18 protein-coding genes are annotated in these 24,019 nt (G+C 50.8%); 10 read left to right on the top strand and 8 right to left on the bottom strand.

The annotated features are described in order from the left end of the window. Positions 1 to 90 precede the first annotated feature (90 nt). The 4 genes from AB1757_25250 to AB1757_25235 all read right to left on the bottom strand — a co-directional run bounded on the left by AB1757_25250 (position 91) and on the right by AB1757_25235 (position 7,701). Positions 91 to 798 carry a hypothetical protein gene (locus AB1757_25250; protein ID MEW6130367.1) on the bottom strand — a complete coding sequence of 236 codons (708 nt, stop codon included), beginning with the start codon at positions 796 to 798 and terminating at the stop codon, positions 91 to 93. A 101-nt stretch (positions 799 to 899) separates the two neighbouring features. Beyond that, positions 900 to 2,819, bottom strand: a complete 1,920-nt coding sequence (locus tag AB1757_25245; protein ID MEW6130366.1) for a hypothetical protein — start codon at positions 2,817 to 2,819, stop codon at positions 900 to 902. Positions 2,820 to 2,860: 41 nt separating this feature from the next. Next, positions 2,861 to 6,580, bottom strand: a complete 3,720-nt coding sequence (locus tag AB1757_25240; GenBank protein ID MEW6130365.1) for a tetratricopeptide repeat protein — start codon at positions 6,578 to 6,580, stop codon at positions 2,861 to 2,863. 236 nt (positions 6,581 to 6,816) lie between these two features. After that, positions 6,817 to 7,701 carry a LysR family transcriptional regulator gene (locus tag AB1757_25235; protein ID MEW6130364.1) on the bottom strand — a complete coding sequence of 295 codons (885 nt, stop codon included), beginning with the start codon at positions 7,699 to 7,701 and terminating at the stop codon, positions 6,817 to 6,819. 354 nt (positions 7,702 to 8,055) lie between these two features. Here AB1757_25235 and AB1757_25230 point away from each other — a divergent pair, with 354 nt between their 5' ends. The 4 genes from AB1757_25230 to AB1757_25215 all read left to right on the top strand — a co-directional run bounded on the left by AB1757_25230 (position 8,056) and on the right by AB1757_25215 (position 12,943). Further along, positions 8,056 to 9,372, top strand: a complete 1,317-nt coding sequence (locus tag AB1757_25230; protein MEW6130363.1) for an MFS transporter — start codon at positions 8,056 to 8,058, stop codon at positions 9,370 to 9,372. A 117-nt stretch (positions 9,373 to 9,489) separates the two neighbouring features. Beyond that, positions 9,490 to 10,749: a phosphoribosylamine--glycine ligase gene (gene purD / locus AB1757_25225; GenBank protein MEW6130362.1), complete on the top strand. Its 1,260-nt coding sequence runs from the start codon at positions 9,490 to 9,492 to the stop codon at positions 10,747 to 10,749. 275 nt (positions 10,750 to 11,024) lie between these two features. Next, positions 11,025 to 12,164, top strand: a complete 1,140-nt coding sequence (locus AB1757_25220; GenBank protein MEW6130361.1) for a histidine kinase — start codon at positions 11,025 to 11,027, stop codon at positions 12,162 to 12,164. 2 nt (positions 12,165 to 12,166) lie between these two features. After that, a complete protein-coding gene (locus AB1757_25215) occupies positions 12,167 to 12,943 on the top strand; it encodes a LytTR family DNA-binding domain-containing protein (protein MEW6130360.1) in 777 nt (258 codons plus the stop codon). A gap of 35 nt (positions 12,944 to 12,978) precedes the next feature. On the opposite strand, the gene AB1757_25210 is transcribed toward AB1757_25215, so the two are convergent. Beyond that, positions 12,979 to 13,599, bottom strand: a complete 621-nt coding sequence (locus tag AB1757_25210; GenBank protein ID MEW6130359.1) for a Uma2 family endonuclease — start codon at positions 13,597 to 13,599, stop codon at positions 12,979 to 12,981. Between the two features lie 351 nt (positions 13,600 to 13,950). Here AB1757_25210 and AB1757_25205 point away from each other — a divergent pair, with 351 nt between their 5' ends. The 3 genes from AB1757_25205 to AB1757_25195 all read left to right on the top strand — a co-directional run bounded on the left by AB1757_25205 (position 13,951) and on the right by AB1757_25195 (position 17,280). Beyond that, entirely contained in the window at positions 13,951 to 14,151 is a 201-nt protein-coding gene (locus AB1757_25205; GenBank protein ID MEW6130358.1) for a hypothetical protein, read from the top strand. 110 nt (positions 14,152 to 14,261) lie between these two features. Further along, the gene (locus AB1757_25200) at positions 14,262 to 16,574 is read left to right on the top strand and encodes a DUF5916 domain-containing protein (protein MEW6130357.1); all 2,313 of its coding nucleotides are present in this window, start codon (positions 14,262 to 14,264) and stop codon (positions 16,572 to 16,574) included. 178 nt (positions 16,575 to 16,752) lie between these two features. Beyond that, a complete protein-coding gene (locus AB1757_25195) occupies positions 16,753 to 17,280 on the top strand; it encodes a YfiT family bacillithiol transferase (protein ID MEW6130356.1) in 528 nt (175 codons plus the stop codon). 209 nt (positions 17,281 to 17,489) lie between these two features. Here AB1757_25195 and AB1757_25190 read toward each other — a convergent pair whose 3' ends face one another. Together AB1757_25190 and AB1757_25185 are read right to left on the bottom strand one after the other, a co-directional pair. Further along, a complete protein-coding gene (locus AB1757_25190) occupies positions 17,490 to 18,035 on the bottom strand; it encodes a hypothetical protein (protein ID MEW6130355.1) in 546 nt (181 codons plus the stop codon). Between the two features lie 5 nt (positions 18,036 to 18,040). Further along, positions 18,041 to 19,300, bottom strand: coding sequence for a sialidase family protein (locus tag AB1757_25185; protein ID MEW6130354.1), 1,260 nt, complete (start codon positions 19,298 to 19,300; stop codon positions 18,041 to 18,043). A 269-nt stretch (positions 19,301 to 19,569) separates the two neighbouring features. Between AB1757_25185 and AB1757_25180 the strand changes: the two genes are divergently transcribed. Beyond that, complete coding sequence (locus AB1757_25180) at positions 19,570 to 21,105, top strand: ascorbate-dependent monooxygenase (GenBank protein MEW6130353.1); 1,536 nt, start codon at positions 19,570 to 19,572, stop codon at positions 21,103 to 21,105. Between the two features lie 28 nt (positions 21,106 to 21,133). Beyond that, on the top strand, positions 21,134 to 21,322 hold the full coding sequence (locus tag AB1757_25175) for a hypothetical protein (GenBank protein ID MEW6130352.1): 189 nt from the start codon (positions 21,134 to 21,136) through the stop codon (positions 21,320 to 21,322). Between the two features lie 194 nt (positions 21,323 to 21,516). Here the strand turns inward: AB1757_25175 and AB1757_25170 are convergent, their stop codons facing one another. After that, on the bottom strand, positions 21,517 to 22,458 hold the full coding sequence (locus AB1757_25170; GenBank protein MEW6130351.1) for a pseudouridine-5'-phosphate glycosidase: 942 nt from the start codon (positions 22,456 to 22,458) through the stop codon (positions 21,517 to 21,519). Between the two features lie 133 nt (positions 22,459 to 22,591). Between AB1757_25170 and AB1757_25165 the strand changes: the two genes are divergently transcribed. Beyond that, the gene (locus AB1757_25165) at positions 22,592 to 23,875 is read left to right on the top strand and encodes a glucose-1-phosphate adenylyltransferase (protein MEW6130350.1); all 1,284 of its coding nucleotides are present in this window, start codon (positions 22,592 to 22,594) and stop codon (positions 23,873 to 23,875) included. Positions 23,876 to 24,019: the final 144 nt, after the last annotated feature.

The following is a 24,019-nucleotide window of genomic DNA, read 5'->3' as shown; positions in this document are numbered from 1 at the left end:
TCATTTATAAACAACCAGAGCCATTTGCGATTGGCTTTACTGCGACCTCAAGAAATGGTTTTTGCAAGTCGCTCGATGAGCAGAATTTTCTCATTGCTTTGCGGGTGGAAACAGCCGGTTGGCAAGTTGCAAGCGCAACTGCTCGAAATGTTCGGCAGGAATTTTGTTGATGGCATTTTCGAGTTGTCCGACAAGACCGGCGACTTCGCGTTCTTCTTCGGGTTGAATGGATTCGATGACTTCGGCAACTTCTTCCTGTGAAGGGCGACGGGTGATGCGGCGCAAACTGTTTTGCAGCAGTCGCGCCGCATTTTGCAACACGCTTTTCGATTGATAGAAAACCCCTTTTACAGCGCGTTCAATCAAACTGGTGTTTAGCCTGGCAAGCACCTCATCGATAGCGCCGCGAATCTCTTGGGCGCTGCGCCAGTTCAACCAGTTTTCCGCAAGCGCATAATCAATCAGAAAACCTTGATAATAGGTGTGAGAGACAACATCAATGGCGCGTTTCCATTCGAGAAAGAAAAATATTTTGCGAAAGATAGCCTTGAGCGGCAATAGCAACACAGTGACCAAACACCCGCGTAAACAACCGGTGTCTTGATCGTCCGCAAAGGTTTCGGTGTCTTGATGGTTTAATACGCGAGCATGCGCCGCTGCGAGTTTGCGAACCATGCGCCGTTGAAAATAGCTCTTCACCAGATCATCTACGAGCGGCACCGGAATCAGCGGCGTCAGTCCCGCCAGCACCGCGTGCAGAATAATTTGTCGTTGATTTGTGCCGCTTAGTTGCGCCATCGGTTAAGTAAAAAGTAAAAAGTAAAAAGTAAAAAGGCAAAAGAAAAAGCGCAAACCATCGGTTTTTTCTTTTGCCTTTTGTTTTTAATTTCGGTTTTGCTTTACGAAGCCATGTGGGCGTTGCCGTTTAATTCGCGGAGTTTGTTTTGCAATCGTTGAATCTCCGCATCTTTGGTGCTGATGGCGGTTTGATAACGATTGTCCATTTCGCGAATTCGCGCATCGCGTTGCGCCACTAGGGCGCTGAACGGTTCCAGTTGATTGATGCGCATTTGCAGCCGCGAAATCTCGGCATTTTTGGCAATGACAGCCGTCTTATATTTTGCTTGGGCTTCCTGCAATCGCCTATCCACTTCTTCAGAATGGCTGCCCACGAAAACTTCCAACGCCCGCGCATCTTCGCGCAATTTCGTAAGTTCAGCCTCTTTCTCCTTGAACTTTAAATCAACCTCTTCGGAATGCGCGGCAAATAGCGTTTCAAGCGCCGTGATGCGTTCAAGCAATTCGGTTATCTCAGTCTCTTTAGCCTGCAACCGGGTTTCGTACTCTTGGCGCAAATCGTCATCCGAGGTTTCAGTTTGTCCGGCGCTGCTTTGTTCAAGTTCAAAAACTTTTGCCTGCCATTGTTCAATCAACGAATCCTTTTCGATAAGCCCGGCTTCCAATTCGGCAATTCGATTTTCCTGTTCGGCGAGCAGCGATTGCTGATTGTCTCTCAATTCGTCAATCGAAGAGGTCTGCAATTTTTCAAGGTTATCGAGGTGTTCTTTGAGAAAATGGATTTCCAGATTTTTGTTATTCAACGTCGTCTGATACTTCTCGTCAAGCGATTGTAACTCTGCCTCTTTTTCGGCGTATTGTTTTCGCAAAGCGCCGACGAATCCGACGCGCTCGCGCAATTCCGCAAGTTCCGCCTCTTTTTCTTCGAGCGATTGACGGTGTTGGTCTTCTGCTTCCTGTAGCTTGATGCCGAAACTCTCAGCATTTCGTTTGCTCAGTTGTTCAAATTCATCGGCGCGTTTTTTGAGTGCTGCAAACGCCGCTTGACGCGCCGAGGTTTCACTCTCAAGGGTTTGATATTGGCTTTGCAACTCGCTGAATGCGGCTTCGGTTTCCTGTAACTTCGCATCGCGCTCAGCCATTAACGCGCCGAGATTGTCAACGCTCTTCAGGTGATCAAGGAGTTGCGAAATCTCTGCATCCTTTTCGTGAAGCGCTTTTTGATAGGTGGCATCGAGGTCAGCAAGTTTGGCATCAATGAAACTCTCGCGGTCTAATTCAAGAAGCGGCAAATCGCTTTTTTGAAAAATTTCCAGTTGCGCTTGCAAGCGTTCCAACTCCGCATCCTTTTCCGCGAGTTTGGCTTCGACGGCTTGCAATTGCCCACTCATCTCAGCTTTCGCGTCAGTATATTCTTGAACCAAAGCGTTGACGGCATTTTGCAGTTCCTGAACTTCGGCATTTTTCTGTTCAAGGGCAAGCGTTTTTTCACGAATCAAGGCATCGCGTTCAAGAGTTAAAGCTTCGAGTTTTTCTGCGGGACTGGTTTTTTCAAAGCTTTCGAGGCGTTCCTGTAGTCGCAGAATTTCCAAATCCTTATCGCTCAGTTTGAGTTGAAATTCTTTTGCGGATTCGAGCAACCGCGATTCCAAGGTCGCGGTATATTCAAGGTCGCTTTTGTTGATTCTCAAGCGTTCTTCAAACACCGCGAGTTCCTCATCTTTGGCTTTGAGCGAGTGTTGTGCGGTGGTCAATTGTTCTTCCAAAGCCGTGAGTCTTGCCACGTTGGTTTTGACATCCTGGTCAAGCGCAGACAGTTTAGCGGATTTTTCAGCAACTTCATGTTCAAGCATAACAATCGTTTCCAGATTCCTTGCGGCAGCAAAATGATTGGTCAGGTCACGCTCTGATAATTCATTTTTTACCGATTCGCGGCGTTTAAAAATTAACCAGCAAATGCCAAAGCCGATAGTCAGTCCTACAATTAAACCAATCAGCATCGGTAAGGTGAGGCTTTCCATTGCTTTTTTTCTCCTCTAACGGCAAACCGAACCTCAACCACTTATTCGGACGGTTTCGTCACTTTGGTTTCCACTTTAATCGTTGCTTCGCCGCTACTTGCCGCGGGCGCTTGTCTCAACCGATTGCCTAACGTTTCGCTGACCGATTCGGGAATCTCGGCTGGCGTTTCTTCAACCGGCTGATGATTACCGTTTTTCTGACGAACCGCTGTCGAATAGGCGTTGTTGGCTTCATCAAGCCGATCCATTGCATAAAGCACCCGACCTTTATCCTGATGGGCTTCCGGGTAATAACCGCCGCGTTGTTCGATGGCGCGGTCAAAGGCGTCAAGCGCGGCGCTTTGATTTCCGGTTCGCACATAAGCGGTTCCGAGTTGATAGAAAGCCTGTGGATAAACGCCGCCCGATTGTTGAATGGCGGTTCGGTAAGCTTCGATTGCCGCATCGTAATCCGATTGTCGCGCATAAAACGTGCCCATCTGGAAATAGCCTTCAGGAAACCGTCCGCCCTGCTGTTGGATGGCTTTTTGCAATTCGTTGATGGCATCCGCAAGCGCCGTCGCGCGACCGAGCGCGCGTCCGAGTTCAAAGTGGGCGCGTGGATAATGACCGTCGCGTTGTTCGATAGCCAAGCGAAATTGTTTGATGGCGTCTTCGGTTCGACCGAGACTAAACAGCACACGCCCCAAATCGAAATGGGCTTCCGGGAAAAGCCCTGTCACATAGGTTGCATATTGGTTGAGTTCGGCGACCAGATTAGCGGTCGCGCCTTTATGCTCATCAAGCGTCGCTTCACTCGAAAGCAACCCGGTAGTTGCCGCGCGCGGCGCAGATTGAATTTCGCGTTGCGCGATAGCGGTTTCAAATTCAACTCGCGCCTCTTCGAGCGCACCCATTTGATAAAGCGCGCGACCGAGATTGCGATGCGCTTCCGGGTCTACGCCATCACGGAGTTCAATCGCCTGACGAAATTCTTTAATTGCTTCGTCCAGTTGACCGCGCCCGTACAGAATCAATCCCAAATCGTGGTGCGCATCGGCAGCCGTATCGCCTTGCGCAATCGCTTGTTTAATCGAATCGGTGGCGCTATCAAGTTTGCCAAGTCGCGCCAACGCATTTCCTAAATTGCGATAAGCGTCGGGGAAATTGCCGCCCTGTTGGTCAATAGCCGTTTGATAAGCCTGCACCGCGCCATCCACGTCGCCGCGCGCATAAAACGCATTGCCGAGATTGTAGAACGCCTGCGGGTAACGTCCGCGCCGTTGTTCAATGGCTTTATTGAAGGCGTGTATTGCCTCATCAATTTCACCCGAATCGTAAAGCGCCACGCCCAGGTCATGCCAGGCGAACGGGAAAGCTTCTTCGGGATTGTCTGTAGCGCGGCGCAAACTGGTAATCGCTTCTTCGACGCGCCCGCGTTCACAAAGCGTCACGCCCAAATCGTGATGGACGAGGATGTATTCGGGGTGCAAATCGAGGGTCGTGCGATAGGCATTGATTGCGCCGTCAAGATCGCCCAAATCATAAAGCGTGTGTCCCAGGTCGCGATGCGCTTCAGCCATTTCGGGATTGATACTGATAGCGGTGCGGAACCCAAGCGCGGCTTCTTCGAGGTCATTCATTTCATAAAGCGCCCGCCCGCGCAGATAATGGGCTTCGGGAAAAGCGAGGCTGCTCATGGCAATCACTTCGTTACAGGCATCAATCGCCGCAGCGGTGTTGCCGTTGGCATAAAGCGATTGCGCAAGATTGAGTTTGGCTTCGGGGAAATCGGACTGTAACGCAATGGCGCGTTGCAAAGCCTGAAGGGCTTCGTCGAGCCTGCCTGCCTGATGCAACGCCTGACCGAGTTTCTGATGCGCCCAGGGCATATCGTTTTGCAAATCGGTGGCGCGTTGCAAACTGATAATCGCCGACTCAATCGCGCCTGAACGCAACAGCGCATTGCCGAGGCTGTAATGCGCCGCCGCGAAATTTTCATTTTCAGCAAGCGCCTGACGATACGCCGCAATCGCATTGGTGTGGTCGCCGAGTTGTTCGTATGCGAGACCGAGACTGTAATGGGCTTCGGGATAGGCAGTGCCTTCGCGCGTGGCGAGCGCGGCTTTAAAAGAGCGCACGGCGCTTGGCGCATCGCCTTTGGCGCTATGGGCGTTGCCGAGCCAGAAATGGGCTTCGGGGAAAGCTCGTTCGTCGGTCTGTTCAATGGCAGTTTGCAAGGCGGCAATCGCGTCGTCGAAATGCCCTTTGCTGAAATGCGCCAGACCTAAATCATAATAAGCCTCGGCGAATTTGCCTTCGCGTTGCTGAACTGCCGTGCGCAGGGCTTGGATGGCGCTGTCGAAATTGCCGACCGAATAATAGGCGCGACCAAGATTGCGATAGGCTTTCGGAAAGCGCGTCTGTTGTTGAATCGCCAGGTGCAATTCGCGGATGGCTTCGTCGTACTCAGCCAAATCCAGAAGCGCCAGACCGAGATTATGATGCGCGGTGGCAAAATCGCCATTGCTTTGGGCAAGCGCCGCGCGATAGGCGGTAATCGCTTCGTGCGTGTTACCGCTGCGATAGAGCACGACGCCGAGGTCTTGATGGGCTTCAGGAAAATGCGGGTTTTGCGCGATGGCGGTTTTAAATGATTGCGCGGCGAGCAACGTCTGTTCCTGCAAAGCGTACAGGCGACCGAGTTCATAATGGGCTTCCGGGTAATTGCCGCCGCGCTGTTCAATGGCTTTGTTAAAGGCGTTGATAGCGTCGTCGCCTGCGCCCTGGGCATTGAGCGCCATGCCTAAATCGTAATGAGCGCGGGGAAACAGCGGGTTTTGTTTGATGGCTTGGCGATAGGCGTTGATCGCTTCAGTGAGGTTTCCTTGTCGGGCAAAGAGATTGCCGAGTCCGTGATACGCCCAGGGGAAATCCCCTTGCTGTCGAATCGCCGCCTGGTAAGCTTCACGGGCTTCCGCAACGTTGCCCTGTCTTGCGAGTACACGACCAAGTCCGTGATAGGCTTCCGGGTAATGCGTCTGTTCAGCGAGCGCGGCGTGAAATTCAGCGGTGGCGTCGTCGAGTTGTCCGAGACCATAAAACGCGCGACCAAGTTCAAAATGGGCTTCGGGAAAACGCTTTTGACGATTCGCCAGACACTCGCGAAACGCCGTGACCGCGGCTTGCAAATCGCCTTTTTCGGTGAGTACGCGACCGAGTTCAAACTGGGTTTCGGGATATACGCCCTGCCGTTGCTCCAGGGCTTTGCCAAGCGCGCGAATGGCTTCGTCTAACTTGCCGCTTCGGGCATAGGCGACGCCGAGGTTATGCCAGGCTTTGGGAAAAATTTCCTGGCGTTGTTCAATGGCTTTTTTAAACGCCTCGATTGCGGTTGCCGCGTGCCCGCTTCCCAGCAGGGTGAGTCCTAAATCGTGGTGCGCCCAGGCATGATTGCCGCCGCGTTGTTCGATGGCTTTATTGAAAGCTTTGATGGCTTCCGGGTGATTGCCGATGCGGGCAAGGGCGTTGCCGAGATGGTAATAAGCATCGGGATTTTCGGGCTGTTGTTCGATAGCTCGTTGAAAGGCTTCGAGCGCGGCTTCCGGGTTGCCTGTGGCAAGTAAGGCGTGCGCTAAAAAATAGTGAGCGCGTGGAAAATTGCCATCACGCATTTCAATGGCGATGCGGTAACGTTCGATGGCTTCGTCAAGTAGCCCTTTGTTATAGAGTTCAAGCGCGCGTTCAAAATATTGCTGTGCAGTATTGAGGGGGCTATCCATTACCAAAACTCCTTGATTGATTCTGCAAAAACCCTGTTCGGGGATGAACAGGTCAGGGGCGCTATTTTACTCATAAAAGCAACGGTTTGGTTAATCAAAAATGCATCTCTAAAATATTAGCGAAACAGACAGCGTCTACACCTCGCCAACTGCTCTGGTAGAGAAAAGTACCAATGCTCAGATTTTTCCGCTGATTTATGGTCGGGAGATGATAATACAAATGCACCTGCAAAAAATCACGCCATTGCCGAAGCGACCAGCATTTCCAGAAACTTGCGCGCGGCGGTGCTGAAAATTCTGCCTTTGCGATAGATGATGCCGACGGAGCGAATATAAGGTTTGGTAAACTTCACGGCTTTCAAGGTTCCTGCGCGGGTTTCCGCTTCGGCAACCGTTGCCGGCAAGATAGTGATGCCCTGCCCCGATTCAACATACAGTTTCATGATTTCAATGTTATCGAATTCCATCACATAATTCGGGGTGATGCCCTGCGTGCGAAAAATTTTATCCAAAGCTTTGCGCGAGGGAATGTCGCGTTCATAACCGATCAACCGCTCATCTTTGAGATGCTCGATGTCAACCCGTTTGCGTTTTGCCAGCGGATGTTCAGGATAACAAATCAATGAAAGCGGTTCCGAGCGATAGGGAATGATTTCAAGTTGCGGTTGGGCTTTCGGATAGGCGACGATGCCGATGTCATTGGTGCCGTTAATCACATCATCATAAACTTTATTGGCGCGGCTGTATTCGATATGCAGGTTGGCTTGTGGATAATTTTTTATAAAATTCTTAACAATCGGCGAAATTTCATGAAGCCCGACCGAATAAATGGTCGCCACCCGCACCTGCCCGCTCACGAGATTGCCGAGGGTTTTCAATTCTTCTTCGAGCGCGTTATAACGGTCGAGGATTTCCCGACAACCTTTATAAAACGTGAGACCGGCGGCGGTCGGCACCAGACCTTTGCGGCTGCGTTCGACAAGCTGACGCTCGAACTTCTCTTCAAAAGCGCGAATCTGTTGACTGACGGCAGATTGAGAAATGAAATTCTTAGCCGCCGCTTTGGAAAAACTGCGCGTATCAATCAAATCGCAAAATACTTTCAGAGATTCTATATGCATAGCCTTCCTTCAGGTTCCCGCTCTGATTGGCTCATCATAGCGAAGGCAAAAGGCAAAAGGCAAAAGGCAAAAGTACGCTGTTGTCTCAGGGGCAAGCGGTTTTACTTGAAGTGAATGTCCGTTTTTGAAAATAAAAGTTCACGCCCGGGACTCGGCGGATGAGGCAGATTTAGCGGATACATTCAATCTGCCCAATCCGTTTCATCCGTTCAATCCTAAGATAAAACTTAACCTTGCGCGGCTGTGCTTTAAAAAATCCAATACGAACTGCAAATCCGGCATCCTCATCGGGAATATAAAACCTTGCCGTGCGGATTCATTGAAAGAGAGATTTTGCCCAACTAGAATGACAAGATGAAAAGCAAAGCGGATACATCGACCGGTTTCATTGAATTGCTGCGCGAGAACTGCGATTTTCGCAATCTCATGATGAGCCGGTTCATTTCGCAAGCCGGTGACTGGTTCAATTTCGTGGCGCTTTCCACACTGCTTTTAAACCTCACCGGTTCAGGCGAAGCGGTGGCGCTGGTGCTAATCATCAAATTATTGCCGACCTTTTTTTTCGGGCCGCTTGCGGGTGTGGTTGCCGACCGCTTCAATCGCAAAACCATTATGATGGTTACGGATGTGTTGCGCGGCATATTGGGTTTCGGCTTTCTTTTCATTCAGCGCGCCGATCAGGTGTGGATTGCTTATGCGCTGAGCGCCGTACAGATTATCCTTTCAACCTTTTTTGAACCCGCCGAATCGGCTGCGGTTCCCAACATCGTGCGTCGCGAAGACCTGGTTTCGGCAAATGCGCTCAGTTCGGCGACCTGGTCAATCACCCTGGCATTGGGCGCGGCAGCGGGCGGCATAGTCACCGATTTATTCGGACGCAATACGGCATTCATCATCGATGCGCTGTCATTTTTTCTTTCCGCCTTTTTCGTCCTCATCACGCGCGTTCCGCCGACGCCAAAAAAAGCGAACCTCGAATCGAAACTCTCATTTGCCGAAGCCACCGGCATCAACGATTTAGTTGAAGGGGCGCGCTATTTGAAAGCCAACCCGCGTGTGGTTTCGGTGATGTGGATTAAAAGCGGTTGGGGGGTAGCAGGCGGCGGCGTGCTGTTTTTACTGGCGATTTTCGGCAAAGAGGTTTTTCCGATTGGCGCGGACGGCAGCACTTCGATTGGCATTTTGTACGGTTGTCGGGGATTTGGCGCACTGATTGGGCCGATGATTGCCCGCGCCATAACGAGCGCCTCAATTCCGACAATGCGGCGTTCGATTACCGTCGCGTTTTTCATCAGCACATTTTTTTATTTGCTCTTTGCGACCTCACCGTTTTTTGCGCTTACCTGTTTATGCGTCATCGGCGGTCACGCGGGCGGCAGCATTCAATGGGTCTTTTCAACAACCCTTTTACAATTTTCAACCGACAATCGTTTCTTAGGTCGCGTCTTTGCGCTCGAACAATCACTTATGACGCTGACGCTTTCGACCTCGACCTATCTCACTGCCAAAGGCATGGATAGTTTCGGCTATCATCCCAAACCACTCGCTTCGATGCTCGGTTTCGCGTTCATCATTCCCGGCATCATCTGGTGGGTGATTCAAAGGCGACTCGACAGAGCCGACGCGCATAAACTCGAACCCTCACAACCTGTCATCGAAACCGGCGATTAGTTTCCGGTTTCCGGTTTATCGTTTCCGGCTTGAAGTGGTAAATTTCGATTTCGAGACGAACAGTGAATTTGCAGCAACAACCAGAAACCAGAAACTAAAAATCAGGAACCAGAAACTATGAAAATTCTTGTCATCGGTTCGGGCGGCAGAGAGCACGCCATCTGTTGGAAATTTGCCCAAAGCCCGCACACCACCGAACTTTTTTGCGCGCCCGGCAATGCAGGCATTTCGCAAGTTGCAACCTGTTTGAAAGCCAATCTAAATGACCTTGATTCGCTTGCCGCGCTTGCCGAACAACACCGGATTGATTTGACCTTTGTCGGTCCCGAAGCGCCGCTGGTTGCAGGCATCGCCGAAGTCTTCGCCAAACACAACCTGCGCATCGTTGCGCCTTCACCGAAAGCCGCGCAACTTGAAGGCAGTAAAATTTTCTCCAAAGAATTTATGGCGCGTCATGGAATACCGACCGCGCGATTTACGATTTGTGATTCGGCTGAAGCCGCGCTTCGTGCCGCGCAAGATTACCAGTTTCCTATCGTTGTCAAAGCCGATGGACTTGCCGCCGGTAAAGGCGTGCGCCTTGCGGATAGCCAACAGGAATTTGCAGAAACCATCAAAGCGATGATGGTTGACCGCGTATTTGGCGATGCCGGACGGCGCGTGTTGTTGGAAGAATGTCTGGTCGGTCGTGAAGCGTCGCTGATGATTTTCACAGACGGGCGCGATTATAAAATCATCGCGCCGGCGCAGGATTACAAACGCGCCAACGATAACGACGAAGGTTTGAACACCGGCGGCATGGGTTCGTTTTCCCTACCCGGTCTTCTGGATGAGGCGACGATTGCCGAATGCGAACGCCATATCATCAAGCCGACGCTTGCGGGACTGCTGGCAGAAGCCAATCCGTTTTGCGGTGTGTTGTACATCGGCTTGATGCTCACCAAAGATGGCGCAAAAGTGATTGAATACAACGCGCGCTTTGGCGACCCGGAAACCCAATCGATTATGGTGAGGCTCGACAGCGACCTCATCGAAATTTGCGAAGCGATTATCGATAAACGCATCGGAGAAATCGACATTAAATGGAGCAATGATGCGTCTGTGTGCATCGTCGCGGCATCGGGCGGCTATCCGGGCGACTTTGAAAAAGGCAAAGTGATAACCGGACTTGCTGAAGCCCAAGCGGTCGAAGGCGTGACGGTTTTTCATGCGGGCACGGCGTTTAATGACAATGCCGAGTTCGTGACCTCAGGCGGTCGCGTGTTGGGCGTGACGGCGCGCGCTGCAACTTTGCAGGAAGCCCGCGCGCGAGCATATGAAGCGACGCGCAAAATCCATTTCGAGCGCATCCACTATCGCAAAGACATCGCAGTTTAAGAAATTCAAACGGGGATAGACCGGATAGATGAATGTTTATTTTGCTATCCCGCCCATCCCTGTTAATCAATGGCATGAAATTAAGAAAAGCTGTAGCGCAGACTGTCTGGTCTGCGCCGACTCAGGAAAGTATGTCCTCGAAATTTCAAAGGGTCTTAGACCAAGACTGCCGCAGGTTAGACAACCTGCGCTACATCCGCGCCGCTTAACTTCATGCTAATGCCCTGTTAATTTTGAGTGATCTCTGTAGTAGTTGAATAACCCTGCTGTTCAATATGTCTAAGAAGCGTTGGACTATTTTTGCGTTGGTGTTTGCCGGTTGGTTGCTCGTCGGTTTGGCGTTTGGCATCAATGATTATCTGTTTTCCGAAGTCCACGTGCAGTTCTATCAGCAACCGCTGTCGCTTTCAAGCGTCTTGATGTGGGAATTGGTTTACTGGCCCGTGTGGGCGAGTTTTTCGCCATTGATCTTTTTCATTGCCCGGCGCTTCCCATTGGAACGCGCAAAATGGTTGCGTAACTTTTCCATTAACATCGCCGCCGGACTGCTCATCACCATCATTCATCGCACAGTGTATCTGTCGATTGCCTGGTTGTTTTACATCGCGCCCGACGAATCGCTTGATTCGCTGGCAAGTCTCTTTCGTCATCTTTTATTTTTCAATCTGCCGACCGGGTTTATGGCATACGGGGTGATTTTGCTGGTGGCGCATGTCATCAATTATTACAAACGTTATCAACAGGAAGAGGTGAAAGCTTCGCACCTCAAAGCCGAACTTGCCGAAGCCAAATTGCAAATCACCGAGGCTGAGTTGCAATCGCTCAAGATGCAACTGCATCCGCATTTTTTATTCAACACGCTCAATTCGATTTCCGCGCTGCTTGATGAAGACGCCCAAGCCGCTGATGAAATGCTGGCGCGTCTTGGCGATTTTCTGCGTTTGACGCTTGAAAATTCGGGAGCGCAGACGGTCACGCTTCAGGAAGAGTTGGAATTTTTGCGGCGTTATCTGGATATCGAGCAGGTGCGTTTTCAAGACCGTTTACAGGTGCAATTTGACATCGAACCGCAAACGCTTTCGGCGCAGGTGCCGAATATGATTTTGCAACCGATGATTGAAAACGCTATTCGTCACGGCATCGCCGAACGCATCAGCGGCGGGCGTATTGAAATTCGCGCGCGCAACCAAAACGCCAAACTACTCCTGGAAATCAAAGATGATGGCGCGGGACTTCACAGCAACCCGGCGACCTCGAACGGGCAGGGCGTCGGACTTGCCAACACCCGCGCGCGCTTGCAACAGATTTACGGCGCGCTGCATCGTTTCGAGTTAGTGAATGCAGAGGAAGGCGGAACACTCGTAACCCTTGAAATTCCTTTCATCGTTGATGCGGCAACCCGTCTTACGGTATAGCGATGGCGAAAGAAAAAATCCGCACAGTGATTATTGATGATGAACCGCTGGCACGCCGCCGCGTGCGAAAACTGCTTGGCGCAGATAGTGAATTCGCGATCATCGGCGAATGCGCCAATGGTCATGAAGCCATTCAGTCAATCCTTAACGAAAAGCCCCAACTAATCTTTCTTGATGTGCAGATGCCCGAAATCAGCGGCTTTGATGTGCTTGATGCGCTTGATGAAAACGCTTTGCCGCTGGTGGTATTCGTCACCGCGCACGACAAATATGCGGTGCGGGCGTTTGAAGTGCATGCGATTGATTACTTGCTGAAACCCTTTGACCGGGCGCGATTTGATAAAACCATTGCCCAGGTCAAGCGCCGATTGCACACGGAAAGCAATGATGAATTGAATACGCGGACGCTCACCTTATTGGAAGAGTTGCGCGCCAAAGCGAATTTTCTTGAGCGTTTTATTATTAAATCGGGCGGGCGAATTTTCTTTATCAAAACCGATGATATTGACTGGCTCGAAGCCGAAGGAAAGTATGTCCGTTTGCATATCGGCAAAGATGCGCACTTGTTGCGCGAAGCCATCGGCAATCTCGAAGCCCGGCTCGACCCGAAAAAATTCCTTCGCATACATCGCTCGACCATCGTCAACCTCGAACGCATCAAAGAACTCGAAACCTGGTTTAATCATGAATACCGTGTGGTGTTGCGCGACGGAACCAAACTCATGATGAGTCGCAGTTGCCGCAAACGCCTCGGCGAATTGCTCGGCAGCGAGTTGTAGTTTTGCCTGGTGTTTCAGCAATGATGAATGCGGCTTCAGATAACCACATCAGGAGAAGCGGGTTGCCTCGAACTTGCAGCCGATTCAAATGAGACGTTTTGATAAACTTCTTTGAGCGGCAATTCGCATTCAACCCAAGTCAACTTCACAGTATCGGCTAAATCGTTGAACTCTCTTTGCAACCACGAATCGTCGCTTTGTCGGATGAATTGTGAAATGTGCGGGCGATGTTGAGCGATTAGCAGATACTCCGTGAAACTCGGAATCGATTTGTAGTGCGAAAATTTATCGCCGCGGTCATAAGCTTCTGTTGATGGCGAAAGCACTTCGACAATTAGTGCCGGATTGGTAAGCGCATCAATGCCGCCAATCTCTTCAAACTCAGCTTTCCCGCAAAGCGCAGACAAATCCGCATAATGATAGGGTGGCATACTCGGAACTTTTAAGCGAATGTTGGCAGGAAAAACTTCACAACCACGCCTGGATGTACAGTTGCTTAATGAAAGCGCAACACTCATTTCAATCCGCGCATGATTTGGACTCACGCCGCTCATCAAGAAAATTTCGCCGTTCCAAAATTCAAAGCGTTCTTCGGACGTGCGGTCGAGTTCGAGATATTCTTCAAGAGTGTATGAGGTTTTCGGAATTGCTGACATCAGGCTTCTCCTCAATTTCGTTTTGCCGCTAGTTTACCTCTACTGCTTTCCATCATTCAATTGCTTTGTCAGTAATCGTCAAAGCGGCAACGGATAGTTTTTCAGGCAAGCAATTCGTGCCGCAAACCAACAATTCGCGCCATTAAATAGCCACTTGGTGACAAATCGCTAGTCGCTTTTTAGCCGCTCATCTTAAATTTTTTGTAAGTTCAAAAGCTTCGGGTGAAACAAAGGAGTTCTTTTTAGAAGCGGTCTCCGGTCTTTCGGCTGGGTTCCGCAAACTCAAAAAAAATTGGCTATCGGGGACTGCGTCTAAAAAGAAATTTTTCGAGTAGAAGGAATGCCAGGGTTATGAGCAGATCAACCATCGCGCCACAAACCGTCAATCCATCCTTTAACGAAATTGCGCGCGACCGCACAGGCATCGGCGGTCATCTGGTGAGACTCACGACCCTGTTTTCACCGAGATGTGGGAGCGGTTCAGTTGTTACGGCAGGCGCGCTGCTGCTCGCATTCCTCATACGCCATATCAAAAAGCTGAGTGCGGCGTGAGTTGAAAAATGCCAACGAAAGTTTGGCATTAAACCTAGATTTTTCCCGCTTCATAAGCGACAATGACACGTTAAAAACCAGCCACAGTTCATCGAACATGGAGAGATTGAATGTTTTCACTTAAACGCTTTGGGCACGTAGCGTTTTTCGCATTGCTTGCTCTGGCTTTTTCGACTCCCGCGAATACCCTTGCCAGTGATGGTGAAGCAACCGGCAAAACCATCACGATTCCGCGTCTTTCCGGCAAACCGACGATAGAAAATTTCCTGGGGATGAAACCGCATAATGGGTCATCGCCTGAAATGGTCAAGGTCGAAGGCTTCACCCAACGCCAGCCCAAAGACGGCGACCCTGCCTCACAAAAAACCGATGCTTATCTAGGGTACGATGACAAAAATCTTTATATCGTCATGGTGTGCTTCGATTCCGAACCCGATAAACTCCGCGCCCGCATGACCCGACGCGAAGGCGCATTTGGCGATGATTTTGTCGAAATCACCCTTGATACTTTTCACGACCGTTTGCATGGTTTCGTGTTCTGGTCAAATCCTGTGGGGGTGCAAGCCGATGGACTCTGGAATGAAAACCGCGCGCCGGGTCCTGACGACGGACCCGATTTTTCTTTCGATACGGTGTGGGATTCCGAAGCCCAAATTACCGAAGATGGCTATGTCGTCTATATGGCGATTCCCTTTAAAAGCCTGCGCTTTTCACCAAATGACGAGCAGACCTGGGGCATCACCTTGCTCAGACACATTCCACGCGCCAACGAATGGTCATACTGGCCGCATGTGTCGAGCCGCGTTCAAGGGCGTTTAAATCAGGCGGGCGTGGTACAGGGACTTGCGAATATCTCGCCTGGTCGCAACATTCAATTGATTCCCTATGCCGCCTTGCGTTCGTTTCGCGCCCTCGATACACGCGATTTCAACAATCCGCAATTCGCCAGCAAGCGCGCCGAATTCGATGGCGGGCTGGATGCGAAATTCGTTTTAAAAGACAGTCTGGTTTTGGATTTAACCTTCAATCCCGATTTCAGCCAGGTGGAATCCGACGAACCGCAAGCCACCGTCAATCAGCGATTCGAGGTTTTCTTTCCCGAAAAACGCCCGTTTTTCCTCGAAAATTCCGGCTTTTTTCAAACTCCAATCAATTTACTCTTCACCCGCCGCATCGCTGACCCGCAATTTGGCGCGCGACTCACCGGCAAACTCGGCAAATACAATATCGGCGCGTTGATTGCCGATGACGAGTCGCCCGGTAAGGCGGTTGCAAACGGCGACCCGCTCGAAGACAAACGCGCGCTGTTCACGGTTGCCCGCGTCAGCCGCGACATTTTGAATCAATCGAGCATCGGCGCAATCTATACTGACCGCGAATTTGAAAACAGTTTCAATCGCGTCGGTGGCATCGATGCGCGATTTAAATTGAATTCGCAATGGGTGACCAGTATGCAGGCGGTTGCCAGTTCCACCCGCTTTCTCGATGGCACGAAGATGAACGGCACGGCTTATTATGCCAATCTCGATTTCACCTCAAGAAAGGTTGGTTATTTCGCAAGCTATCAGGATTTCTCGAAAGGCTACCGTACCCAGACCGGATTTTTTCAACGCCCGGATATTCGCGAGACGACCAACTTTTTCCGCTATACCTTCAGACCCGAAGGAAAACGCTTAATCTCCTGGGGTCCGAATGCGATTGCCATTCACAGTTGGGATCACGATGGCACGAAGTTAAACGAATCTTACATTCAGGAACTCAATTTTGAATTTGCCCGACAAACCTTTGCGCAGGTTTTTTATGCGACTGAAAGCGAAGTGTTAAGACCGCGTGATTTTCCGGGACTCACACGCGCGACCAATTACCATCGCACCAATCAAGGTTTCCAAATCAACAGCTCTTACTTTTCCGAAGTCAGCATTAATACGGAATGGCGGTTCGGACAGCGGTTGAATTTTGTTCCCGCTGCGGGTGAGTTGCCGGAAATCGAAAACCGCACCACAGGCTTTTTCGGACTGACGGTAAGACCCGCCACGCGACTCAAAATTGATAACACCTACATCTTTGAACGGCTGGCGCGGCGTGACAGCGGCGCGGGCATTTTTAACAATCACATCTACCGTTCAAAGTGGAACTGGCAATTCAACCGCGCCCTCTCTTTGCGATTGATTTTCCAGTACGATACGGTATTGGCAAATCCTGAGTTGACCTCTTTGCAAACCACGAAAAATTTCAATGCCGATTTTCTCGTTACCTGGTTGCCGCATCCGGGCACGGCGCTCTACATCGGTTATAACAGCAACCTGCAAAATCTTGACCCGGCGTTGCGCGTCAATGATTTCGGCATTCTTAGACCCAGAGACCGTTTCATTAATGATGGCCGGCAATTATTCGTGAAGTTTTCATACTTGTTTAGACTGTGAAAAAGATGTTTTCACCACAGAAACACAGAGGAAAGATGAAGAGGTGAGGAGGTGAAAAGGTGAAGAGGTGAAACATCCAAATGTTTCCCTTCTCCCCTTCTCCCCTTCTCCCTTTCTTCTTCTTTGTGTCTCGGTGTCTCTGTGGTTTTTCTAATCCCCAATAGATGAAGGAGAAAAAATGGAAGACCTGCGTTATCCGATTGGCAAATTCAATTTTCAAGAAGAACTGAACGACGAGCAGATTAAAGCAGCGATTGAAGCGATAGCCGAAACGCCCGCGAAATTACGCGCGGCAATCGCCGGACTCACCGACGCGCAACTCGATACGCCCTATCGCGAAGGCGGTTGGACAGTGCGACAGGTTGTGCATCATGTGGTTGACAGTCACGTGAACAGTTATATTCGCTTTCGCCTGGCGCTCACCGAAGAGGTACCGACCATCAAGCCTTACGATGAAGGCGCGTGGGCTGAACTCATCGACGCGAAAACTTTACCTGTAGAAGTATCGCTCGCTCTGCTTGAACCGTTGCACGAGCGTTGGGTCACGCTGCTTCGCGCTCTCACCAGTGAAGATTTACAACGCGAATTTCGCCACCCGGAACTCGGCACCGTGCCCCTTGCAAAAAATATCGGCTTGTACGCCTGGCATGGTAAACACCACACCACGCACATTACCAATTTACGTGAACGGGAAGGATGGAGTTAGAAGAAAGGGAGAGTGAGAGAAAGAAAGGGAGAAAGGGAGAAGGGGAGAAAGGGTGATAAAATTTGTTTGGCGCTTATTTAACTCTCTGCATCGGACGCATTATTTCGAGATTTAGAAAAATTCGGACTGCAAGAAAAATCTCCCTTTCACCTCTTCACCTCTTCTCCCCTTCTCCCTTTCTCCCCTTCTCCCTTTCTCCCCTTCTTCTTTCAGGGTTCAAGACATTTGCGGGTTGCAGAAGAATCAGCGGCGCGACGCGCTTCGGCATTTTGTGTCGCGCCGGGTTTGATTTTGTCGGTGACGCAAATTTTATCGCGAGTGATTTTCGCTACGGCTAAATATGAAGTGATTTTATTGGGATTATCGGGGTCTTCGCTGGCATTGACGCGAACGATTAAAGCGATGGGAACCGCTTTGCCCGCTTTTTTCACCGCTCGCCATTCGGCTTTGGCTCCGAGCGAACTGAATGCCGAAGTTACCACTGTCCAGTAATCCAGTTCATGTTTTTTGCCGTCGGGCGCAATTACGGTGACGGATGAGCGTAAATCGCCCTCTTCGACTAAGAGTTTATACCCGGCAATCCCCGGACAACTTTGCACACTGCTTTCGCTTTCGCGGTCAAGGCGAATCGTCTTGCAGGATTTTTCTTCGAGACTTGTATAAACGCTTGTCGGTGTTTGCGCGGTTGCAGAAACACCAAACGCCAGCAGGTTGAGGAAAAGCAACAGCGCCAGACGGCTCAAAAATATTTTCATTCAGTTCATCCGATAACAATCGCCAGAATTTGTTGAGGCACGGTGTAATTGCGCCCATTCGAGGTGCGGCTGTAAAACAGCAAGCCTTCATCATTGCCGAGAATCGAACTGTCAATCCAGGTAACGTGCAAAGTGCCTGTGCTATCGACCGCCATTGAAACGCTGTGCGCGCGTCCGCGATTGCGTGTGGCGTTGGAAATCTGCACCGGGTCGCCAAAGCTTTGCCCGTTATCCGAAGATTTCAACACATAGGCTTGACGACTGCGGTCTTCATCGTTGTTGTAAGCGACATAAACGACATTCTCAAATGCCGTCACTACGGTTTTATGAATATCCGCGCCGGGATTGTTGCTCAGGTTAAGCGGTGTCACGAAGCTATCACCGCCATCGGTTGAGCGCGAAAAGAATGCTTGCGAAGAACCGTCTTCGACCACTTCATTCCAGACGACATTGATTTGCCCTGAAGATGAAGTTTTGATTTGTGGCTCGGCAGCGGCTCCTGCGCCGGAGATTTTTTTCGGTTCTGAAAACGTGTTGCCGCCATCGGTTGAGCGCGCATACATAATGGCGCTGATGCCCGACCCCTCATCCTGCCAAATCACATGAATATTGTCATTCGGGTCAACGGCAATTTCCGGGTCAAAGGCATTACCGGCAGAACGCGACACATCGACCAATTCCGTGAAGGTATCGCCTAAATCGGTCGAGCGCGTAAACACCACGCGGCGATGAGCCGCAGGCAAATCGTACCAGACGATGTTGAGGCTTTCTGCCGAGTCGAGCGCAATGCGCGGCGCAAATGCCCCGCCATCATTGGGCGTAATATTTCGGGCTTTTTTAAATTTTGCGTTCTTGAGTGAACGCAGCAAATAAACCTGCGTCGTACCATTTCGATTATCGTGATAGGTGATATAGATATGCACTTTGCCGACGCGATTGACGGCAACCGATGGACCGAACGCTTCGCCGTTGGAATTTGACAGGTTGCGCGTGACCGGGAAATTATCCCAGTTCAACCCGCCATTGGTTGATTGCGTGAAAAAGATTTGGCTGCCCGGGGTTCCGGCGCTTGGAGGTTTCGTAGCCGTCGACATCATCAATAACAATCTGTCTGTTCGGTCGATATTGATGGACGGCGCGCGTTGCGCGCCCGCGCCCGGAATCTGGGCTTCAACAACGGGAACGATAATTTGACGATAAGGCAATGCGCCCGCCATCACGATTAAAGCGAGCGTGAAAAAGATAAGGATGAATCGTTTGTTCATGATTTCTCACCGGAAGATTTTCAATTGGGAGAATGAGCGCAAGGTTGATGTTACACGACTCGGAAAGCTCACTTCAACCGTTTCATTCGACATTCATCATTTGCAAACCTTGCTATCAATGCATTCAGGGAAACCTTCAGCTCCGGATTGTCATCTTGAATCGAATTTTGAAAGCCATTAAAATCCCCGCTGTCTTTATTGCTCCTTCACGATGTGCAGACAATCGATTGTCGTTTCAGTTAAACCGAAAAACTTCGGGAGTCTAATTTATGAAAAAACTCTTGGCTCTGATGTTCCTTACTGTCGCCTTGCTTGCGATAGGCGCGGGGCACAACCACACACGCAAAACGCAAAGCGCCGCGCCGACCTTCAGCAATGAAGTGGTGCGCATCTTTCAGCGTAATTGTCAGGTCTGTCATCATCCGGGCGACATCGCGCCGTTTTCATTGATGAGCTATCGCGAAGCGCGTCCCTGGGCGCGTTCGATTCAAGAGCGCGTGGTGATGCGTTCGATGCCACCCTGGAAAGCGACTGCCGGTTGCGGCGAATTTCAAGATGCGCGGGTGTTGACGGATGAAGAGATTTCAACAATTTCGCAATGGGTCGAAAACGGCTCCCCCGAAGGCGATACCGCGATGCTGCCTGCGCCGCTCGATTTCAGCAGCAACTGGGCGCTTGGCGAACCCGATATGATTCTCACGCCCGATGAAGATTACACCGTCGAGCCGGGGCGGGATATTTATCGCTGCTTTACCATGCCGACGAATTTGAAAGGCGACCGCTTCGTTCAAGCGGTTGACATCAAACCGGGCAATCGCAACGTTGTCCATCACGTCATTTTGTACATAGACGAAACCGGCGCATCGGTTGACCTCGATGCCAAAGACCCGGGTCCCGGCTATACGTCGTTTGGTGGGCCAGGCTTTGATTTATTCGGCACGCTTGGCGGTTGGGCGCCCGGCGAACGCGCCCGCCTGGTTCCTGATGGCGTGGCTTATAAAGTGAAAGCCGGTTCGCGCATCGTCGCGCAGGTGCATTATCATCCGCGAGGTCTCACGGAAAAAGACCGCACGCAAATCGGCATCTATTTTTCCCGAAAGCCAGTAACCAAGGGGTTAAATTGGGCGCCGATTCTTAACACCAATTTCACCATCCCTGCCGATAATGCGAACTATCCGGTTAATGCCGCATTGCCTATTCCACTGGGTTTTGACGCGCATGCCATCGGCATTTTTCCGCATATGCATTTGCTCGGTAAAAAAATGAAAGTCGAAGCGCGGTCAATCGGCGGGACTGAGTGTTTGATTAACATCGATGATTGGAATTTCAACTGGCAGGGGGCGTATTACTACAAAGAGCCTGTCGCATTGAAAGGCGGGACGCTGCTCACCTTGAATGCGATTTTTGATAATTCGGCGAACAATCCTTTCAATCCCAATTCGCCGCCTAAAGCGGTGCGCTGGGGCGAACAGACGACCGATGAAATGGCTATCGCGTTTGTCCTGTTTACCTTTGATTCGGATAACCTGGCGCTGTCGTCGCCGCATATTAACGGCGTGGAATTTGACGCGAGCAGCAATCGCTTGATTGTTACAGGCAGCGGTTTTTTAATTGGCGCAGATATTGAAATCAACGGCGTCAGAGTGAAAGACACGCGCAATCACAAAAAGGCGAAGAAAGCCAGCAAACATCTCTATTCAAGCGATGATTGGCAGAGGCTCTTGCCACGCGGCACAACAGCAAAAATCACTGTGCTCAATACCGACGGGGTGCGTTCTGCGGAATACGGTTTCACCTTGCATTAGAATTGAGTCCACAACGTCAAGGGAACCTATGACTACGAGTGTTTCAACGAATTGGCTTGAACTGATTGAACGGCTGCCTGCCGACAGCCAACTGATTTTGCGCAATATCGCTTGGGAAGAGTACGAAGAGTTGCTTGAGCAAGTCGGTGAAGCATCAGGATTGCGAATCAATTATCAAGATGGGATGTTGCAAATTATGACTCTTTCATCCGCTTAACGGACGCAATTTAACCATTCATCTTTTGCAGGAAGACCGTTATATCGAATCCCCCACAAGTCTTGCTTTACCTTTGCTCACCGCTCAACGGCTCACAGATTTTCTCATTCGTATGCGCAACGAAGGCGAGTTTCAAGCTCTTATCGCCTTTGATGAATGGCTGCAATCCCAAACCCCAGTCTAATTTTTTCTTCTCACTTAACCGTTTGAATTTTCGCGAGGCTCACCGCAATCTGGGCGGCGACGCGGGCGTTGTTGGTAAGCAAGGCTTGATTGGCGCGCAGCGAACGCCCGGCGGTTATCTCCTTCATCTGTTCAAGCAGAAACGGCGTCACCGCTTTGCCGCGAATAGCGCGCGCCTGTGCGAGTTTCAACGCCTCACCTGTCGCGCGTTCGATGTCGTTTGCCGGTATTTCAAAGGCTTGGGGAATCGGCACACAAACCAGTAACCCGCTTGTCGATTGCATCTGCCAGTGAGCGAGCGCGAGTCGCGCAACTTCGTCAGCCGATTGCACACTGACATCGACCGGCAAGCCACTCGAACGCGAATAAAATGCCGGAAATTCTTGGGTTTGAAATCCCACAACCGGTACACCGAGGGTTTCCAGTTGCTCGATGGTTTTCGGCAAATCCAAAATCGCTTTGGCTCCCGCACACACGCAGATTACCGGAAACTCTGCGAGCGCCGTTAAGTCCGCCGATATATCGAAGGTCTCGCTGACGCCGCGATGCACGCCGCCGATGCCGCCGGTTGCAAAAACCTTGACGTTGCCAAGCCAGGCAAGTTTCAGCGAAGCCGACACGGTCGTCGCGCCCCATTTGCGCCTGAGCATCACGCCCGCGAAATTGCTTAAACTGACCTTTTCAATCGGGCTATCATCGGGCGCGCAACTTTTCGCAAACACCTTCAATTCATCGTCGCTCAGTCCAATGGTTGGGCGTCCGTCAACGATAGCCACGGTTGCGGCAAGCGCGCCGATCTCCCGAATGATTTGTTCGCAGGCGCTTGCGGTTTCCAGATTGAGCGGATAAGGCAAGCCGTGCGCGATGACGGTGGATTCGAGCGCCACGACGGGCTGCTGATTGATAATCGCCTGTTGAATCGGTTCAGGAATATTTATTCTCGCATTCGTCATTTATCATTCGTCCCCAGTTGTAAATTCGCGTGTAAGCATAGCAATAACGAATGACGAATGACGAATGACTACGGTATACTTTCGCGCGCAACGCTTGCAGGAATAAATTCTTTGACAGGAGATCAAGACAAGCATGGATAACGTGATAGCTGTGATTCTGGGTGGAGGCGTTGGTCAGAGACTTTTTCCGCTAACCCGTCAACGAGCCAAACCGGCGGTTCCGCTCGGCGGCAAATATCGGTTAATCGATATACCGGTTTCCAACTGCATCAATTCGGATGTGCTTCGCATTTTCATTCTTACGCAATACAACTCCGCTTCACTCAATCGTCACATCGCGCGCACCTATCGGTTCAGCCGGTTCACCAATGGCTTTGTCGAAATTCTCGCGGCGGAAATCACGCCGTCGAGTCCCGACTGGTTTCAAGGCACCGCCGATGCGGTGCGCCAATGTTTTCATCACCTCGAAGATTACACCGATGATACGGTTCTGGTTTTATCGGGCGATCATCTCTATCGCATGGATTACCGCAAATTCGTCGAACGCCATCAGGTGACCAATGCCGATTTGACGATTTCCGTCACCGCGGCGCGCGCCGAAGACGCTTCGGGGTTTGGTCTGTTAAAGATTGACGAGAGCGGGCGGGTCATCGAATTCAAAGAGAAACCCAAAGGCGAGGAACTTGAAGCCATGCGCGTTGATACCACGACGCTTGGACTGAGCGCCGAAGAAGCCTCGCGTCGCCCGTTTCTCGCGTCGATGGGCATTTATGTTTTCAAGAAAAAGGTGCTCGGCGAGTTGCTGTTGAAGGATATGCCGACGGCGATTGATTTCGGCAAAGAGGTCATCCCGGAAGCTTTGTCGCGTTATAATGTCCAGGCGCATTTGTTTGACGGTTACTGGGAAGACATCGGCACCATCAGCGCCTTCTATCGCGCCAATCTCGATATGACCTTGCCGTTACCGCCGTTTAATGCTTTTGATACGGAATCGCCGATGTACACCCGCCCGCGTTATTTGCCCGGCTCGAAAATTCTCGATTGTCAGGTGCAAGGCAGCATCATTACCGAAGGTTGTATCTTGAACGGGTCGGTCATCAAAAATTCGGTTATTGGCATTCGCGCCCGCGTTGAACACGGCTCACACCTTGAAGGGGTGTTGATGATGGGGTCGGATTACTATCAAACGCTTGATGTGATGCAGATGGATATCGCCGCAGGCCGACCGCGAGTTGGCGTCGGGCAAAACTGTTTTATTCGCAAAGCTATCATCGATAAAAATGCCCGTATCGGTTCGGGCGTGCGCATTGTCAATGAAGCCAACCGGCAACATCACGATGGTGACGGTTTTTTTATTCGCGAAGGCATTGTCATCGTGCCGAAAAACGGCGAGATTGCCGATGGCACAGTGATTTAGCGGGTTAATTTTTTAGAAACCATCCTGCCCGCGCTGGTGCTCGCGGCTAAATCCGTTTGCTCATTTAACCTTTTCGTGAAGCCACCTTGCATTTTTGTTACAAATGGTTTTTCAATCGGCGCTGCGTTGAAAAACCATTACCAC

The sequence above is a fragment of the Acidobacteriota bacterium genome (assembly GCA_040754075.1).
In the GTDB taxonomy this organism is placed as follows: Bacteria; Acidobacteriota; Blastocatellia; order UBA7656; family UBA7656; genus JBFMDH01.
This window is presented reverse-complemented; position numbering and strand designations above follow the sequence as displayed.

What these genes read in the sequence shown, in the direction of transcription:
- AB1757_25240 (MEW6130365.1), bottom strand. Translation starts at nt 6,580, where the DNA reads ATGGATAGCCCCCTCAATACTGCACAGCAATATTTTGAACGCGCGCTT.
- AB1757_25215 (MEW6130360.1), top strand. Translation starts at nt 12,167, where the DNA reads ATGGCGAAAGAAAAAATCCGCACAGTGATTATTGATGATGAACCGCTG.
- AB1757_25235 (MEW6130364.1), bottom strand. Translation starts at nt 7,701, where the DNA reads ATGCATATAGAATCTCTGAAAGTATTTTGCGATTTGATTGATACGCGC.
- AB1757_25230 (MEW6130363.1), top strand. Translation starts at nt 8,056, where the DNA reads ATGAAAAGCAAAGCGGATACATCGACCGGTTTCATTGAATTGCTGCGC.
- AB1757_25205 (MEW6130358.1), top strand. Translation starts at nt 13,951, where the DNA reads ATGAGCAGATCAACCATCGCGCCACAAACCGTCAATCCATCCTTTAAC.
- AB1757_25195 (MEW6130356.1), top strand. Translation starts at nt 16,753, where the DNA reads ATGGAAGACCTGCGTTATCCGATTGGCAAATTCAATTTTCAAGAAGAA.
- AB1757_25180 (MEW6130353.1), top strand. Translation starts at nt 19,570, where the DNA reads ATGAAAAAACTCTTGGCTCTGATGTTCCTTACTGTCGCCTTGCTTGCG.
- AB1757_25165 (MEW6130350.1), top strand. Translation starts at nt 22,592, where the DNA reads ATGGATAACGTGATAGCTGTGATTCTGGGTGGAGGCGTTGGTCAGAGA.
- AB1757_25220 (MEW6130361.1), top strand. Translation starts at nt 11,025, where the DNA reads ATGTCTAAGAAGCGTTGGACTATTTTTGCGTTGGTGTTTGCCGGTTGG.
- AB1757_25245 (MEW6130366.1), bottom strand. Translation starts at nt 2,819, where the DNA reads ATGGAAAGCCTCACCTTACCGATGCTGATTGGTTTAATTGTAGGACTG.
- AB1757_25170 (MEW6130351.1), bottom strand. Translation starts at nt 22,458, where the DNA reads ATGACGAATGCGAGAATAAATATTCCTGAACCGATTCAACAGGCGATT.
- AB1757_25175 (MEW6130352.1), top strand. Translation starts at nt 21,134, where the DNA reads ATGACTACGAGTGTTTCAACGAATTGGCTTGAACTGATTGAACGGCTG.
- AB1757_25200 (MEW6130357.1), top strand. Translation starts at nt 14,262, where the DNA reads ATGTTTTCACTTAAACGCTTTGGGCACGTAGCGTTTTTCGCATTGCTT.
- AB1757_25185 (MEW6130354.1), bottom strand. Translation starts at nt 19,300, where the DNA reads ATGAACAAACGATTCATCCTTATCTTTTTCACGCTCGCTTTAATCGTG.
- AB1757_25210 (MEW6130359.1), bottom strand. Translation starts at nt 13,599, where the DNA reads ATGTCAGCAATTCCGAAAACCTCATACACTCTTGAAGAATATCTCGAA.
- AB1757_25190 (MEW6130355.1), bottom strand. Translation starts at nt 18,035, where the DNA reads ATGAAAATATTTTTGAGCCGTCTGGCGCTGTTGCTTTTCCTCAACCTG.
- purD (MEW6130362.1), top strand. Translation starts at nt 9,490, where the DNA reads ATGAAAATTCTTGTCATCGGTTCGGGCGGCAGAGAGCACGCCATCTGT.
- AB1757_25250 (MEW6130367.1), bottom strand. Translation starts at nt 798, where the DNA reads ATGGCGCAACTAAGCGGCACAAATCAACGACAAATTATTCTGCACGCG.